Here is a 16,006-nt window from a genome sequence, read left to right on the forward strand (position 1 = left end):
GGAAGAATGACGCTTTCATACGCGTCTGCCTTTGAGCGATCCCGCCCGAGCCGGACCTAGTCTGGGCAGATGCCCTCCCTCATGGCCGCAGCGCATGTTCCACGCTGAACGCGCGTTCCTTCAGGAACCGCCAATGCCTGTGATGCCTGCCACGGAGGCATGGACGCCGTTGACGATGGTACCGGTATTCACAGCACCCAGCGCAGTGGTGCTGATGTTCGCGACGGTCCCGTTCAGGCCGGTCAGCGCATTGTTGACATCGCCTTGAACAGCGCCGGCATTGTGCGCCACATTCAACATCAACGTCCCGGTGTCGGCGTTGCCACCGACCGCAACCAGGGCGCTTTCCACCGCTTGTGACGATGCCGTGCGGGCATCATCGACAGCCGATTCGATACCCAGCGTGATATCCCCTGTATTCACTGCACCCAATGCTGTGGTTGCCATGTCGCCGAAATCGATGGCAGGCAAATGGTACGCGATACTGCCCGTAGCGCCAGCGGCTTTGTCCTCAGCCGCAACGGTCATGCCACTGACGACGTTGGTGATACTGCCGTCAATCTTGGAGACGGAATGATCAATGAGCGACGTCGTCGTCACGTCCCTGAACACTTGGAGCAATGCCGTACTCTCGGCATCAGCGGGACGAACCAGGTATGAATTTTTTCCATCACTGTAGACAAGTTCATCGCCGGACAGGATCGCCACCGGATCCAAAGACTGAACAAGATACTTAAAACCACCGACAAAGGCGGGATTAAAAACGAAGAACCCTTCGGTCGGATTTGGCACGTCTACAAGTTCCAGAACACCGCTGCGACTAACGATTAAATCCTGAGAAAAACCAGTTCGAGAAGACGGTATGATCGTGCCCAAATCGCTTTTCTTTATGGGATACATATCCCCACCATTGCTGGATAATACATACCCGAATATCGCGCCCGGATCCGCGCCTTCGAGTGCGATCGTCTCTTGTACGGTAATCGAGTCGTAAATGACCTCAGACATGTTCTCGGCGATGTTCGCATAAACACCATTGACCGGCGCAACATTGCTGACACCATCCACCTGATCGAGAACACGCTCCAGCACGGTTTGCGCATGCGCGGGCAAAGCAAAAGCCAGCATGCTGAAAAGGCCACCTGTTGCAATCACGCGACCAAAACCGCACACACCCATCGAACACCTCAAAATCTACCCCTAAAAACACATATCAAACCTGAAACGACCGACCCCTAACGCAAGCGATCACGTGCTGTAAACACATCGACCCACAAGTCGTATTGTCGATCGCCAATACCATGCCCGCGACGAAATCTATGCGACACCGAGGCTGAGAACGCCGGTGCAAAAATCGCCCACGGAAGCGGCCGGATGATCCGGCTGTTGGCCGGAGTAAAACTCCGCCAGTGGTAGCCTTCTCGCCTTTGGCAGAGGGCGGGGATGAAGGGCGTGGAACTTTATGGACGTGTCAGGCGGGCGGTTTTCGTCGAGGGCATGAGCCGGCGCGAGGCGGCCCGTGTTTTCGGGATCGATCGCCGGACGGTGGAGAAGATGCTGCAGTTCTCGGTTCCGCCGGGGTATCGGCGCAGTAAGCCTGTTCGCCGTCCGAAGCTCGACCCGTTTGTCGAGATTATCGACCGGATCCTGGCGGAAGACAGCGACCGGTCGAAGAAGCAGCGCCACACCTCGAAGCGGATCTTCGAGCGTCTGCGTGACGAGCGCGGCTATGTTGGCGGCATCACGATCGTGAAGGACTATGTCCATGCCGCCCGACAGCGCCAGCGCGAGATGTTCGTGCCGCTGGCCCATCCGCCGGGCCACGCCCAGGTCGATTTCGGCGAAGTGCTTGGCGTGATCGGCGGCGTCGAGCGCAAGATTCATTTCCTGGCGATGGACCTGCCGCATTCCGACGGCTGTTTCGTGAAGGCCTACCCGGCAGAGACCAGCGAGGCCTTCTGTGACGGTCACGTCTCGGCCTTTGCATTCTTCGGCGGGGTGCCTGTTTCGATCCTTTATGACAACACCAGGATCGCGGTCGCCCGCATTCTTGGCGACGGCACCCGCAAGCGGACACGCATCTTCTCGGAACTGATCTCCCACTATCTGTTCGAGGATCGCTTCGGACGTCCTGGCAAGGGCAACGACAAAGGCAAGGTCGAGGGGCTGGTCGGCTATTGCCGTCGCAACTTCATGGTGCCGCTGCCGCGGTTCGCCAGCTTCGACGATCTCAATGCCTGGCTGGAAGCCCGGTGCCGCCGGCGCATGAGCGACAGGCTGCGCGGTCATGGCGAGACGATCGGGGAACGCCTCGAACGCGACCGCGCCCACTTCCAGCCTCTTCCGGCCGTTGCCTACGACGCCTGCGACATGCGCACCGCCCGGGTCAGTTCGCTGTCGCTGGTTCGCTATCGCGGCAACGACTATTCCGTCCCAACCACCTACGGCCATCGCGAGGTTCTCGTGCGCGGCTACGTCCACGAGGTGGTGATTGCCTGCGGCGCCGAGATCATCGCCCGCCATCGCCGTTCCTGGGAGACGGAGGACTTCATCTTCGACCCGCTGCACTACCTGGCGCTGATCGAGCAGAAGACCAATGCCCTCGACCAGGCGGCTCCGCTGGCCGGTTGGGACCTGCCGGAAGCCTTCACCACGCTGCGCCGGCTTCTGGAAGCGCGCCTGGGTAAAAAGGGCAAGCGCGAGTTCGTCCAGGTGCTGCGCCTGATGGAGACATTCTCCGTCGACGATGTCCATGCCGGGATCCGATGTGCGCTGGAACGCGGCACGATCGGGTTCGACGCGGTCAAGCATCTCGTCCTGTGCCGGATCGAACGCCGGCCACCACGCCTCGACATGACGGTCTATCCCTATTTGCCGAAAGCCCGCGTCGAGGTGACGTCGGCGCGGAGCTACATGAGCCTTCTGGCCGGAGCCGGGTCATGAACGATACGCCGCAACTGCTGCTGTCCCATCACCTGAAGGCGCTGAAGCTGCCGACCTTCCTGCGCGAATACGACAAGCTCGCCCGGCAGTGCGCCGCCGAAGGCGTCGATCATTCGCGTTATCTCCTGCGGCTTGCCGAACTCGAGCTGATCGATCGCGAACGGCGCATGGTGGAGCGGCGGATCAAGGCGGCCCGCTTCCCCGCCGTCAAGAGCATCGATAGCTTCGACTTCAATGCCATCGCATCGCTGAACAAGATGCTGGTGATGGAACTGGCGCGCTGCGACTACGTCACCCGCAACGAGAATGTCATCGCCGTCGGCAACAGCGGCACCGGCAAGACCCATATCGCTCTCGCCCTCGGTCTGGCCGCCTGCCAGAAGGGGCTGCCTGTCGGCTTCATCACCGCATCGGCCCTGGTGCACGAACTGCTCGAGGCGCGTGACGACAAGCGACTGCTGCGGCTGCAGAAGCAACTGGCCAAGGTTCGACTGCTGATCATCGACGAACTCGGCTACGTGCCGCTGTCGCCGACCGGAGCCGAACTGCTGTTCGAGGTCTTCTCACAGCGCTACGAACGCGGTTCGACCATCGTCACGTCGAACCTGCCCTTCGATGAATGGACCAGCGTCTTCGGCTCCGAGCGACTGACCGGCGCGCTCCTCGACCGGCTCACCCACCATGTCCATATCCTGGAAATGAACGGCGAAAGCTATCGCCTCGCACAATCCCGCAAGGCTGCCGAGCCAAACCGCGATTCCGCAACGGACTGATCCCGACGAAACGGCGCGCCGTCATGCGAAGGGGCCCGATCGGGCCCCTTCGCATGACGTCATCTGGCGCATTTTTGCTCCGGCCAACTGGCGCATTTTTGCTCCGGCGTTGACATCCCCTCCTGCCCCTTCCCTTTCGGCGGAACTCTGCCCATATTGCCGCCATGGCAAGATCATCGAAAAAAACAGGCAAGCCCTCCGGGTTTGGTGAAGCCCCGCAGGCGCCCTTCGAGGGTGCGCCGCTGACCGGCGATATCGCGGATTGGGCAGCGGAAATCGCACGTGAAGCGGAGCAAGGCGAAGCGCCGCGCAAGATTTCCGCCACTGAAATAAGCCTGATCGAAAAGCAGGCCGAGGAAGCAGCACTCCGCGAGGCCAAGCAGGCCCGCAAGGAAGAGATGCGCGAGATCCGCTCAAAAGCCGGAACCCATCGCGTCAAGGCTGGCGCCAAGGCCCCTGCAGACGCCGCGCCCAAAGGGCGCAAGACGACGGAGAAGCGCACCGGCGGCGGCACGCTGATCGGCGGCACCAGCGACCCGAAGGCGCGCGCCGCGGCCGGCCTCAACCCAGTTTCCGGCCTCGACGTCAGCCTTGAGGAGGCGAAGGGCTTGTCTGCCGCCGGCGTCACCGCCACGGTGGAGGCGCTGTCGCGTCTGATCGAGACGGGCGATCCCAACCTGCGCGAGAAGGCCTGGGTGCCGCACCGCCCCGCCCGCCCGGAGAAATCCGAGGGCGGTATTCCGCTGCGCATGGTCACGGACTTCGCGCCCTCCGGCGACCAGCCGACGGCCATCGCCGATCTTGTCGAGGGGGCCAACGAGAATGAACGGACGCAAGTCCTGCTGGGCGTCACCGGCTCCGGCAAGACCTTCACCATGGCCAAGGTGATCGAGGAGACGCAGCGCCCGGCGGTCATTCTGGCGCCCAACAAGACGCTGGCCGCCCAGCTCTATGGCGAGTTCAGGAAGTTCTTTCCCGACAATGCGGTGGAGTATTTCGTTTCCTATTACGACTACTACCAGCCGGAAGCCTATGTGCCGCGCTCCGACACCTATATCGAGAAGGAATCCTCGATCAACGAGCAGATCGACCGCATGCGCCATGCCGCCACGCGCGCACTGCTGGAGCGCGACGACGTCATCATCGTCGCCTCGGTCTCCTGCATCTACGGTATCGGCTCGGTGGAAACCTACACCGCCATGGCCTTCCAGATGTCGGTCGGCGACCGCATCGACCAGCGCGAACTGCTCGCCGACCTCGTCGCCCAGCAATACAAGCGCCAGGACATCAATTTCGTGCGCGGCTCCTTTCGCGTGCGCGGCGACACGATCGAGATCTTCCCCGCCCACCTGGAGGACCAGGCCTGGCGCATCTCGCTGTTCGGCGACGAGATCGATTCCATCACCGAGTTCGACCCGCTGACCGGCCACAAGACCGGCGACCTGAAGACGGTGAAGATCTACGCCAACTCGCATTACGTGACGCCGAAGCCGACGCTCAACCAGGCCGTGAAGTCCATCAAGGAGGAACTCAAGTGGCGGCTGCAAGAGCTTGAAAAGGCGGGCCGGCTGCTGGAGGCCCAGCGGCTGGAGCAGCGCACGCGTTTTGACATCGAGATGCTGGAGGCGACCGGCTCCTGCCAGGGCATCGAGAACTATTCGCGCTACCTCACCGGCCGCGCGCCGGGCGAGCCGCCGCCCACGCTGTTCGAATACATTCCCGACAACGCCATCCTGTTCATCGACGAGAGCCACGTCACCGTGCCGCAGATCGGCGGCATGTACCGGGGCGACTTCCGCCGCAAGGCGACGCTGGCCGAATACGGCTTCCGCCTGCCCTCCTGCATGGACAACCGCCCGCTGCGCTTCGAGGAATGGGACGCCATGCGCCCGGCCACGGTGGCGGTATCGGCCACCCCCGGCGGCTGGGAGATGGAGGAGGCCGGCGGCGTCTTCGCCGAGCAGGTGATCCGCCCGACCGGCCTGATCGACCCGCCGGTGGAGGTGCGCTCCGCCCGCAGCCAGGTGGATGACGTGCTGGGCGAGATCCGCGCCACCGCCGCTGCCGGCTATCGCACCCTGTGCACGGTGCTGACCAAGCGCATGGCCGAGGACCTGACCGAATACCTGCACGAGCAGGGCGTGCGCGTGCGCTACATGCATTCCGACATCGACACGCTGGAGCGCATCGAGATCATCCGCGACCTGCGCCTCGGCGCCTTCGACGTGCTGGTCGGCATCAACCTGCTGCGCGAGGGCCTCGACATTCCCGAATGCGGCTTCGTGGCCATTCTCGATGCCGACAAGGAGGGCTTCCTGCGCTCCGAGACCTCGCTGATCCAGACCATCGGCCGCGCCGCGCGCAATGTCGACGGCAAGGTCATTCTCTATGCCGACAAGGTGACCGGCTCCATGCAGCGCGCCATGGACGAGACCAGCCGCCGCCGCGAGAAGCAGCTTGCCTGGAACGCCGAGCACGGCATCACGCCGGAAAGCGTCAAGTCGCACATCGCCGACATTCTCGACAGCGTCTATGAGGCCGACCACGTGCGCGCCTCCATTTCCGGGCCGGGCGGCCACGCGAAAAGCGAAGGCGCGCTCATGGGCAACAACCTGCAGGCCCATATCGAGGCGCTGGAAAAGCAGATGCGCGACGCCGCCGCCGACCTGGACTTCGAGGCCGCCGCCCGCCTGCGCGACGAGATCAAGCGGCTGAAGGCCACCGAACTGGAAATGATGGACGATCCGATGGCCCGCGACACCGGCATCGAGAACACCCGCGAGAGCCGCAAGCGCGCCGCGACCGGAAAGCGCACGCCGGAGAAGGACGCCGGCCTGTTCCGCAAGCCGACGCTGGACGAGATGACCGTGGGCCGCACGGAAGAGCCGGTCCAGAGCGTCAAGCCGGTGAAGCGCGAGCGGATCGGCGCCGGCTCCTACGAGGATGCGGGCGAGGAAAAGCGCCGCAAGCGCCGCCCCGGCAAGACCGGCCGGCCCGGACGGTGAAGGCGGCCGCCCTCGCCCTGCTGCTCATGGCCCTTCCGGTCCGGGCCGGCGAATGGACCGCGACCGAGCGCGTCGCCACCTATCCGGTGACCGGCGAAACCGGGCTGGCGCTCTACCGCTCCATCGGCGAGAACGGCCCGCGCCTCGGCCCCGGCGCCAGCGCCATCGCGCATACGAGTTTCGATCTGAAATGGCGCCGCGACTACCGCCGGCAGGGCAGCGCCTGCACGCTGCGCGGCGCCCTGCCCTTCCTCACCATCACCACCACAGTGCCGAAACCCGCAACCCCGCTGACAGGCGCGCTCGCACGCCGCTGGCAGGCGTTCATCACCGGCATAAGGGCGCATGAGGCCGTCCACGCCGCCATGATCCACGATCTCGTGCGCGCCATCGTCAGCGACACGGTGGGCACGCGCACGGAGAACGACCCCGGCTGCACGAAAATCCGCCCGCTCATCCTGCAAAAGGTGAAGGCGGCCTATGCCCGCCACCAGGCCCGCTCCCGCGCCTTCGACCGCGACGAGATGGGCCGCGGCGGCACTGTGGAAGGGCTGATCCGGGCATTGGTGGAGTGAGGGGGGGGGCTATGAGCAAACACGTGAAAGGGGCCAGCTTCTCCCTGACCGCATTCAGGTGTTAAACAGCTAAAACTGACATCAGGTCACGTTGAACACTTGGTCAGTACGACCACAAAACGACCGTGTTGTGCTGGATCGCCATATCGCTGCACCGTTCTATTTTCCTTCAATTCGCTCCAGTTCCAGAGAATCTACCTGTGGATTCGCCCATTTTTGATAAGGAACACAACCTTTCACTGTGGCGATTTATTGGGTAAAACCAGAATCGGAAAAACGATAATGAAAGCATAAGCAAATGCCTGAAAGATGGGTTGGAATTGTCGTAACGGGTGACAAGGCCATTGTGGTTGACGCCGAAGTACATGATGAGGGTCAACTCATTCTTCAAAATGACGAAACATGGAAACTGCAAGGCGGTAATCGAGCTTCCGCCTACAACGTAATCGGCCAACAGTGTCGTGACTATCTTCGCGCTAGTACCGTTTCAAAGGTGTTGGTCAAGGGTAGCGCGGTGTCGCTCGGCGGCACCAAGATTGGCCATCTTCGAAGCGCGGAACTGAGAGGCGTCATTATGGGTTCAGCGGCGTCAATTTGCAGTGTCAAGGAGTTTTCGAAGGCTGCGCTCAGCAGGAATTTCGGTGATAGGAAAGTCGACGAATACACAAAAGACGACGACTTCTGGACGACCCACTTCACCGGTAAAGACCTTAGGACGGGCAGCCGAGAGGCTGCAATCATGCTCTTGGCCGAAAGCGGTCGCAATGAATAATCACGTCGCAAATCTTAAGATAGGTCATCACAGTGGAAACGGTCACTTCGGTGATGTCCATGCCGCGGTTGATCAAGTTCATGGCGACGTTGCTGTGAAAATCATTTCTCAAAAGTATGATCAAAGCGATGCAGAATGGGATGCCGCGAAAGCCGAGTTTCTACGAGAGGCACAGCACCTAGCTGCCGCGGAACACCCAAACATCGTGCCAGTTTATCACTTAGGCGAAAGTCCGGACGGGAAAAGCATCCGCTACTGCATGAAGCTATGCGCTGGCGGCTCGCTGCAATCCCGATACGAAGCAGGCCCATTTAGCCTTTCAGATGTGCGGAAAGTGGGTACGGAAGTGTTGCTTGGGCTAGGCAATTTACACGCCCGCGGGATGATCCATCGCGATATCAAGCCGGGAAATATTCTTATAGACGAGAACGGCGTTGCGCGCCTCGGCGATTTCGGTCTTGTTACAGATGAGTTGTTGCACGGATACGCAATGGGTGCCGGATATTCCGATCATTTGGCATTCGAGTATTGGAAGCACGGAATCACGAGTCCGAAGTCAGACATCTGGGCACTCGGCATGACTCTGTATCGCTTGCTACACGGGCATGAATGGTACTCGGAATCTGAACTCCCGCGAGCGGTGATCGCAGATGGTGGTTTTCGCGACAAACTCAAGTGGCTCCCCCATATTCCGCAACGCTGGCGTCGAACAATTCGAGCCATGATGCACGACGACACGGAACTCCGCTGCCAGAATGTGGCGCAGGTGCAGGCGGCATTCGCTGGCTTGCCCACTGAACCTGATTGGGAATGTTCGGTCGGTCGCTCGCAGGTCCGTTGGCGAAGGCCAAAAGGCGGACGCATCGTTAGAGTCGAATGGAATCGCAATTCTCGCCGTCGTCACGACTGGCGAGCTTGGAGTGAACCAATCGGTACGGGACGGACGCGCCATCTCGGTGGTTCAAATGGTCTAGTTGGATCACAGGTTGCGATGAAAGCACTTGAGGCTTTCTTTCGGCTTTAAAATACTCGCTGTTTCGGCGGCAACATATATGGCCCCATATCCGTTGTCCTTACGGGCGGTTTCGCACCAAGGACTTCGATAGCGAGTTTTCGTCGGTCGCTACTACATGCGGAACAAAAGCTTTTTGCGGCTATAATTCCCTCCTGAGGAAGCCAAGTACGACCGCAGAACCTGCACACCGGTAAGCGTAGGGCTCTCATGACTGAGTTGGCATTGTGGTTGATCCTCCCGATTGACTAAGAACATACATGGAACATAAGTCAAATGCAATTGTTATGGCCGGTCACGTCAGCGTATGACCGCGCGGAGGATTCGACCTGCATTTTTTGGCTCATATCTGGTGAGCACATGTTAGAACTCAATAAAGCATTTCTCCTTTGTCGATAAATTGATGATCTATTTCTTTCTCGGACCGCAAACAATCGCTCACGCTCTTTCAAGGCAATTGTTTGAGTTGCAGAAAATGACTGGTTTCAAGACCAAATTCGTAGTTGGTCACCGACCGACTTGAGGGCGCAAAGCGGACATTCCAGTCACCCCCTCTATCCACACCCCCTCGCCCCTCGGCTACCCTTTGTCCACTGCCTTCACCGGGACGCGGGTCATGAACCGGGAAACGCGGAAGGGCAGTTGGCGGCGGAGGCGTGCGGTTGCGTCCTCCGCGTGGCTTGCAATGGGCCTTTGGCCAACGCACGGGGTTTTGGCCGCATTGTCCCGCGCGAAACCGGTTCCCGCTTTCGCTGGAAATGCTCATGCGGGCGGCCCGTCGGCGCCGGTCTCCTCCGGCCCGGCAGATGGGCACGAAGCCCCCGTTCACGGGCCTTTTCGGGGCCTGGAAGGACGGAAGGCGGAGCGGCGGCGGCAAGACATGCGACAGGTGGGTGAGGACCGTCTGGCGCAAGGCCAACGATTTGGCCTTGCCAGGGACGAACGCCCGGAGCCCAGGGCCGGAGGATCGCATGAACAAAAGCAAGTCCAGCGAAAGTGGATACCGGTTTCGCGTCCTCAATTGCGACAATTCCAAGCCACAGACACGCGAAACGGCGACCGCCTGTCGTTCCTGCCTCGCCCTTCATGCGGGCGAGCGCTCTTTTCCCTTCAACGGCCAGACGCGAAAGCGGGCGTGACGCCGGTGGCGGCTGGTTTCACCTGTGCGCCGCGAAACCGGACGGGCGCCGGCCCGCACGCCAAGGTGCAACGCCCTCCCTCCATCCGCCTTGCGGCATCAGGAGGGAGGACGCCGGGGGGCTAACGGTTGACGCGGCAGCCGCGGCGGCGCTCCTGGCGCTGGATCTGCGCCACCCGGCGCTGCTCCCAGCGCGACAGGCGCGGATTGTCGGTCCAGCAGTCATAATTGCGGAACGTTCGCCGTGCCAGGCGCGTCTTGAAGCAATAGCCGTTTTCGGCATAGATCAGGTTGCGCTCATACCACAGATCATAGCAACTCTGGGCGAAGGCGGCAGTGGGCATGGCCGCCGCGGCGGCGGCAAGTCCTGCGGCAAGGATGAACGTCTTCATGGTTTCCTCTCCATCATCTCCGGCGCTTGTGCCGGTTTCAGTATAGATTGGAACCGCGCGAAAAACCCGCCTTGCGTTAAATCAATCCTGCCGGGAAATATTTGCGCCCTGCACTTGCGGCATCCACAGCGTTTGCGCCGGGCCGACGGCCAGCACCTTGAACAGGCGGCCCATCTGCTCCGGCCCGGCCAGCCGCTCCACCGCGTCGTGGATGCGCGCCTGCTCCGCCGCCGACTTGCCCGCACCCAGCGCCCCCGCGCGCTCCAGCAGGCCGAGCGCCAGCAGGAAGTCGCCCTGCGCGCAAAGCCGCGCCGCCAGCCCCGCCGGGGCGGCCGCCCGCGCCAGCGCCGCGAAATCCACATGCGCGGTCAGGTCCGCCGCGCCGGGGTTTGCCAGCACCGGGTCCGGGCGATGGCCCTTCACCGCCTGCAACGTATTGCCGCAGGCCGGCTGCGCGTAGCCGTAATCGGGGAACAGGCCGGCCCCGCCATGGGCCGCGATGCGCGCGGCAATCGCCGCCATCAGCGCGGCGCGCTGCGGCGCCACCTCCGCGATGGCACCCTCCGGGGCGCGGGCCGCATCGGGCGGCAGCAGCGCCGGATCGGCCGGCAGGGCGCCCGCCAGGAAGGCGAGATCGCCGTCCACCGCGCCCACCATGCGCTCGCGCCACGCGCCGCCGGCCTTGACATATTGGCGGATGGGCACGGCATCGAACAATTCGTTGCCCAGCATGACGAGCGGCAGGTCCGGCAACGCCTCCACCCGGTCCACCCAGGCGGGCCGGGCCGGAGCGCCTGCCAGCCGCGCGCGCTGCACGGCGGCAAGGCGGGGGCTCGCCTCGACCAGATGCACTTGCGCCGCGCGCAGCATCGCCCCGCCATCAAGGCGGGCCAGCACGCGCAGCATGTCGGCCATCATCGTGCCGCGTCCCGGCCCGATCTCGGCGAAGACGAAGGGCGACGGGCTGCCCGCCCCCTGCCAGGCGCGATAGGCCCACACGGCCAGCAATTCGCCGAACATCTGGCTGATTTCCGGCGCGGTGGTGAAATCGCCCTCAACACCGAAGGGATCGCGCGTGGTATAGTAGCCATGCGCCGGATCGAACAGGCAGGCGGCGAAATAGTCTGCCACGCTCATCGGCCCGGTCAGCGCGATGCGCGCCAGCAGCCTGTCCTTCAGCGCGCTCACGCGGGAGCGCCCGGCTTGCGCGCCGTTGCCATGGCCCAGAGGCCGGCCAGCACCATCGGGGTGGAAAGCACCATGCCCATGGTCAGCCAGCCGGTGCCGAGCAGGAAACCGAGCTGCGCGTCCGGCTCGCGAAAGAATTCCACCACGATGCGCGCCAGCCCGTAGCCGGCGACGAAGGCACCGGCAATGAAGCGCGGCCGGCGCAGCATTCTTGCCCCCCACACCAGGATCGCCAGTAGAATGAACAGGACAAGGCCTTCCAGCGCCGCCTCGTAAAGCTGGCTGGGATGGCGCGGCACCTGAAGCGGGTCGGTGGGGAAGATCATCGCCACCGGTGCGTCCGTCGGCCGGCCCCACAGTTCGGCGTTGATGAAGTTGGCCACGCGCACCAGCCCGATGGCCGGCGGCACGCCCGCCGCCACCACGTCGAACAGGCTCCAGGTGGCGATGCCGCGGCGGCGCGCGAACAGGATCATCGCCAGCACCGTGCCGATCAGCCCGCCATGAAACGACATGCCGCCTTCCCACACGGCCAGCATGTCGAGCGGATTGGCGAGATAGCGGGCGAGGTCGTAGAACAGGATATAGCCGATCCGCCCGCCCGCCACGATGCCGATGGCCGCCCAGACGACGAGATCGTCGATATCCACCGGTGTCATCGGCGCCTTGCCATGGGCCCAAAGGCGCGGCGTCATCACCAGCCGGCGCGAATACCACCAGCCGAACAGGATGCCCACGACATAGCCGAGGCCGTACCAGCGCACGGCCAGCGGGCCGATGGAAAAGATCACCGGATCGATTTGCGGATAGGTCAGCAGGCTGAGCGGCAGGGTAAGGACGTCGGGCACGGGCGCCAGTCTCCGGAAGCGGCAGCGGGAATGCGCCACGTTTGCAATGGCACCTGCCGCAGGTCAAGGCGCGCGCGCTCTGCACTGGATGCTTGCAATCGCCGCCCGCCCGCCTTAGGTCATGCCTGTGAGACAAGAAAGGACTGTCCCATGACCACAGGCGCCGGACCGAACCGCATCCTTGACGAATTCGCCAAGCTGATGACCGATGCTGCCGGCGCCGCGCAGGGCGTGCGCCGCGAGATGGAGACGGCGATGCGCGCCCAGGCCGAACGTCTGGTGGCGTCCATGGACCTTGTCTCGCGCGAGGATTTCGAGGCGATGCGCGACATGGCGGTCAAGGCGCGCGCGGAAAACCGATCCTTGTCCGAACGCCTCGACAAGTTGGAAGCACGCCTGGCCGAACTGGAAGCCGGCAAGGCCGGCCGATAAGGTTTTCCATAATTTTTTTCGACCTGCGTCATGCAGGCCGGCGCGAGGAAAAAGCCTTTGCGCGGAATCGCTTGGCCCGCACGGCAGACAATGCGATTCAACGGCCATCCACATCTCTTCCTGCTCAACCGGCGAAAAGGGCTGGTCACGGGATTCCCTTTCAATACACTGAATCTACGACATGATTCGGAACCGCCGATCATGGCGGAAAGGCAACGGCCATCCCGGCCGTAAAGCCAGCGGGGCGCGTGATTCAAGCGTATGCGTTCGCACCAGCCAACCCGGGTGGCAGGATCCCTGCCGCCTTGCCGGAGAGGAAAGCAATGAGCCTGATCGACATGGACATGGACGATGCACGAACCGCCCATCCGGTGGATGTCATCGAACAGGTCGCCCTGCATCACGACTGGGCTTTTGAACGTTTCGCCGATGATGAACTGTCGGTCTCGGTCGCCGGCAGCTGGACCGACTATCATGTCTCCTTCTCATGGATGGAGGATTTCGAGGCCCTGCACGTCGCCTGCGCGTTTGACCTGAAGGTGCCGGAGAAGCGGGCATACGAGATCATGCGCCTGCTCTCGCTGATCAATGAACAACTGCTCTTCGGCCATTTCGACCTGTGGCAGCGCGAGGGCGCCATCATGTTCCGTCATACGCTGATCCTTCCCGGCGGTCTGGAGCCGACGGCGCTTCAGGTCCAGGCCATGCTGACGTCTGCGTTGGAATCCTGCGAAGCGTACTTCCAGTGCTTCCAGTATGTCATCTGGGCCGGGCAGACGGCCGAGGAAGCGATGCAGACCGTCAATTTCGAAACCTGTGGAACCGCCTGAAGCCATGGCAGAGCGCAAGCCGGAAATTACCTGGGCCGATTTCGAAAAAGTGGATGTGCGCGCGGGCACGATCGTCGAGGCGGAGCCTTTTCCCGAAGCGCGCAAGCCCGCGATCAAGCTACGGATCGATTTCGGCCAGGAGATCGGCATCAGGAAGAGTTCCGCCCAGATCACCCGGCACTACGCACCGGAAGAGCTTGTCGGCAAGCAGGTCATGGCCGTGGTCAATTTCCCGCCACGCCAGATCGGCAAGTTCATGTCCGAAGTGCTCACCCTCGGCTTTCCAGATGCTGACGGGGATGTCGTGCTTGCCGCCATCGACAAGCCGGTTCCCGACGGCGGCGCACTGTTCTGATCGCCCTGGAGCAATTCCGGTCTCGCTGTCCGGTCCGAATGGACGCCCTCCGGAAAGCTCACATCTAGCGGACCTGCATGTCGGCATCGTCCGCCCGTGCGGCCGAATGAACCGGTTGTGCCTTTGCCCGGCACGTTCCGAACAGGTCGAGTTTCGGGTCCCGGACATTCGTATCGACGTCGACCGCGCCAAGGACGGAATGAAAGAAATTGTCATGGCTGGCCGGAACCCCGGCCTTCGCGTCCAGGCACGCCGCATCGAGCCCGAGGTCGCGCCGGAACGGCTGCGAGAACCAGGCCAGGAAAGGCACACGTGTCTGCGTATCCGGCGCAATGAAATAGGGCGCGCCATGCAGGTAAAGTCCGTTCTCGCCCAGTGACTCGCCATGGTCGGAGGCAAAAACCAGTCCGGTCAGCAGGCGTTCCGACTGCGCCTCTTCCATCCGGATGATCTCTGCCAGGATGTGGTCGGTATAGAGGACGCTGTTGTCATAGGCGTTGCGGATTTCCTCCGCCGTACAGTCGGAGAACTGCGCCGAGCGGCATGCCGGCTTGAATGCCTCGAACTCGGCCGGATAACGCTTGTAATAGGCCGGCCCGTGGCTGCCGATCTGGTGCAGGACAATCACCGTGTTGCGTTTCGCCGCCGCCATGCGGTTCTTCAGGCGGGCGAGAAAGATGCCGTCATTGCATTCGTCATCGTCGCAGAACGCAGGGTCTTTCGAATGGGTAAGCAACTGGCTCGGCACCCGCGCAGCGATATCCTTGTCACCCGTATTGTTGTCCCACCACTCCACATCGAAACCCGCATGGCGCAACACGTCCAGCATGTTTTCATGGTCCAGTCCGCGCAGGTCGGAAAACGCGCTCCTTGGAAACATGGAAAACATGCACGGCATCGAGACGGCCGTTGCCGTGCCGCAGGTCACCGTGTCGGGAAAGTTCAGCACATCGAGCTTTGCCAGTTTCGGCGTCGTCTGGCGTTCATAGCCATCGAGTCCGAAGTCCTGTGCGCGCAGGGTCTCGCCAACGACGAGAACGAGAAACACCGGCTTGTCAGCATTGGCGAGATAGTGTCCGGGCCTGGCATCGAGTCCGACCGGCTGAACGACGATATCGCGCTTGCCCAGCGTATGTTTCACATATTTGACGATGGCATAGCTTGGGCCGATGGGGTTCAGGGAAAACACGAGATCCTTGCGCTCGCGAAAGGCGGACGAAAACGCCGCGTAATCCGAGAAGATGAGCCCGCCCGCCATGACAAGCATGACAGCGATCAGCGGGACGTTGATCGCAACGTCACGCCAGAATCGGGTCTTCTTTCGCCGCACCCAGAACAGCAATGCAACCGGCACGATTCCATACAGCAATGTGTGAAGGATGAAATCCGGCGAGATCAGGTGCTTGGCTTCGGTATGAGTCGTGGTCGCCGCATTGACGATCATGTCCTTGTCGATGATCGTCCCGAAGGCATCCATGAAATAGGACGCCACGGCCGCTCCGGTCACCAGGACGGCTGCAACCGGCTTGAACAGCCAGGGAAAGGTCAGGGAGACAAACAGCGCCGAATGGACGAGGAAAAGGCCTGCCATCAGCCTCCAGACGTCGCCGGGATGCGCCTGGAAGACATCCACGGCAACATGGTGGGCAGACAGGTTGAGAAGGACGGTGACATGGATGGCAAGGAGAAATGCCATTACCCGCGCGTTCAGAACTGGTCTTCTCATGTGGGCCTTTCCATTCG

15 protein-coding genes are annotated in these 16,006 nt (G+C 62.3%); 10 read left to right on the forward strand and 5 right to left on the reverse strand.

Annotation, left to right across the window (positions count from 1 at the left end; translation table 11 throughout):
- Positions 1-120 precede the first annotated feature (120 nt).
- Complete coding sequence (locus R3D65_RS12805) at positions 121-1,128, reverse strand: hypothetical protein (protein ID WP_371275636.1); 1,008 nt, start codon at positions 1,126-1,128, stop codon at positions 121-123.
- A 315-nt stretch (positions 1,129-1,443) separates the two neighbouring features.
- Between R3D65_RS12805 and istA the strand changes: the two genes are divergently transcribed.
- The 7 genes from istA to R3D65_RS12840 all read left to right on the forward strand — a co-directional run bounded on the left by istA (position 1,444) and on the right by R3D65_RS12840 (position 10,219).
- Complete coding sequence (istA, locus tag R3D65_RS12810) at positions 1,444-2,943, forward strand: IS21 family transposase (protein ID WP_371275637.1); 1,500 nt, start codon at positions 1,444-1,446, stop codon at positions 2,941-2,943.
- Positions 2,940-3,716, forward strand: a complete 777-nt coding sequence (istB, locus tag R3D65_RS12815) for an IS21-like element helper ATPase IstB (protein WP_371275638.1) — start codon at positions 2,940-2,942, stop codon at positions 3,714-3,716. The genes istA and istB overlap by 4 nt, the downstream gene beginning before the upstream one ends.
- Before the next feature lie 164 nt (positions 3,717-3,880).
- Entirely contained in the window at positions 3,881-6,721 is a 2,841-nt protein-coding gene (gene uvrB, locus R3D65_RS12820) for an excinuclease ABC subunit UvrB (RefSeq protein ID WP_371275639.1), read from the forward strand.
- Entirely contained in the window at positions 6,718-7,296 is a 579-nt protein-coding gene (locus R3D65_RS12825; RefSeq protein WP_371275640.1) for a DUF922 domain-containing protein, read from the forward strand. The genes uvrB and R3D65_RS12825 overlap by 4 nt, the downstream gene beginning before the upstream one ends.
- Before the next feature lie 298 nt (positions 7,297-7,594).
- Complete coding sequence (locus R3D65_RS12830) at positions 7,595-8,068, forward strand: hypothetical protein (RefSeq protein ID WP_371275641.1); 474 nt, start codon at positions 7,595-7,597, stop codon at positions 8,066-8,068.
- Entirely contained in the window at positions 8,061-9,092 is a 1,032-nt protein-coding gene (locus R3D65_RS12835) for a serine/threonine-protein kinase (RefSeq protein ID WP_371275642.1), read from the forward strand. The genes R3D65_RS12830 and R3D65_RS12835 overlap by 8 nt, the downstream gene beginning before the upstream one ends.
- A gap of 959 nt (positions 9,093-10,051) precedes the next feature.
- Positions 10,052-10,219 carry a hypothetical protein gene (locus R3D65_RS12840; RefSeq protein ID WP_371275643.1) on the forward strand — a complete coding sequence of 56 codons (168 nt, stop codon included), beginning with the start codon at positions 10,052-10,054 and terminating at the stop codon, positions 10,217-10,219.
- Between the two features lie 121 nt (positions 10,220-10,340).
- Here the strand turns inward: R3D65_RS12840 and R3D65_RS12845 are convergent, their stop codons facing one another.
- From R3D65_RS12845 to lgt, 3 genes are all read right to left on the reverse strand, one after another.
- Entirely contained in the window at positions 10,341-10,610 is a 270-nt protein-coding gene (locus R3D65_RS12845) for a YARHG domain-containing protein (protein ID WP_371275645.1), read from the reverse strand.
- Between the two features lie 81 nt (positions 10,611-10,691).
- Positions 10,692-11,798, reverse strand: a complete 1,107-nt coding sequence (locus tag R3D65_RS12850) for a class I SAM-dependent methyltransferase (protein WP_371275647.1) — start codon at positions 11,796-11,798, stop codon at positions 10,692-10,694.
- The gene (gene lgt, locus R3D65_RS12855) at positions 11,795-12,646 is read right to left on the reverse strand and encodes a prolipoprotein diacylglyceryl transferase (RefSeq protein ID WP_371275648.1); all 852 of its coding nucleotides are present in this window, start codon (positions 12,644-12,646) and stop codon (positions 11,795-11,797) included. Before lgt ends, R3D65_RS12850 begins: the two co-directional genes overlap by 4 nt.
- A 150-nt stretch (positions 12,647-12,796) precedes the next feature.
- Between lgt and R3D65_RS12860 the strand changes: the two genes are divergently transcribed.
- The 3 genes from R3D65_RS12860 (at position 12,797) to R3D65_RS12870 (ending at position 14,263) form a co-directional block, all read left to right on the forward strand.
- Complete coding sequence (locus tag R3D65_RS12860) at positions 12,797-13,078, forward strand: accessory factor UbiK family protein (protein WP_371275649.1); 282 nt, start codon at positions 12,797-12,799, stop codon at positions 13,076-13,078.
- 323 nt (positions 13,079-13,401) lie between these two features.
- The gene (locus R3D65_RS12865; RefSeq protein WP_371275651.1) at positions 13,402-13,908 is read left to right on the forward strand and encodes a YbjN domain-containing protein; all 507 of its coding nucleotides are present in this window, start codon (positions 13,402-13,404) and stop codon (positions 13,906-13,908) included.
- Between the two features lie 4 nt (positions 13,909-13,912).
- On the forward strand, positions 13,913-14,263 hold the full coding sequence (locus tag R3D65_RS12870; protein ID WP_371275652.1) for a tRNA-binding protein: 351 nt from the start codon (positions 13,913-13,915) through the stop codon (positions 14,261-14,263).
- 64 nt (positions 14,264-14,327) lie between these two features.
- On the opposite strand, the gene R3D65_RS12875 is transcribed toward R3D65_RS12870, so the two are convergent.
- A complete protein-coding gene (locus R3D65_RS12875) occupies positions 14,328-15,989 on the reverse strand; it encodes a phosphoethanolamine transferase (protein WP_371275653.1) in 1,662 nt (553 codons plus the stop codon).
- Between the last annotated feature and the right edge of the window lie 17 nt (positions 15,990-16,006).

The organism is Zhengella sp., from assembly GCF_041397485.1.
GTDB lineage: Bacteria > Pseudomonadota > Alphaproteobacteria > Rhizobiales > Rhizobiaceae > Zhengella.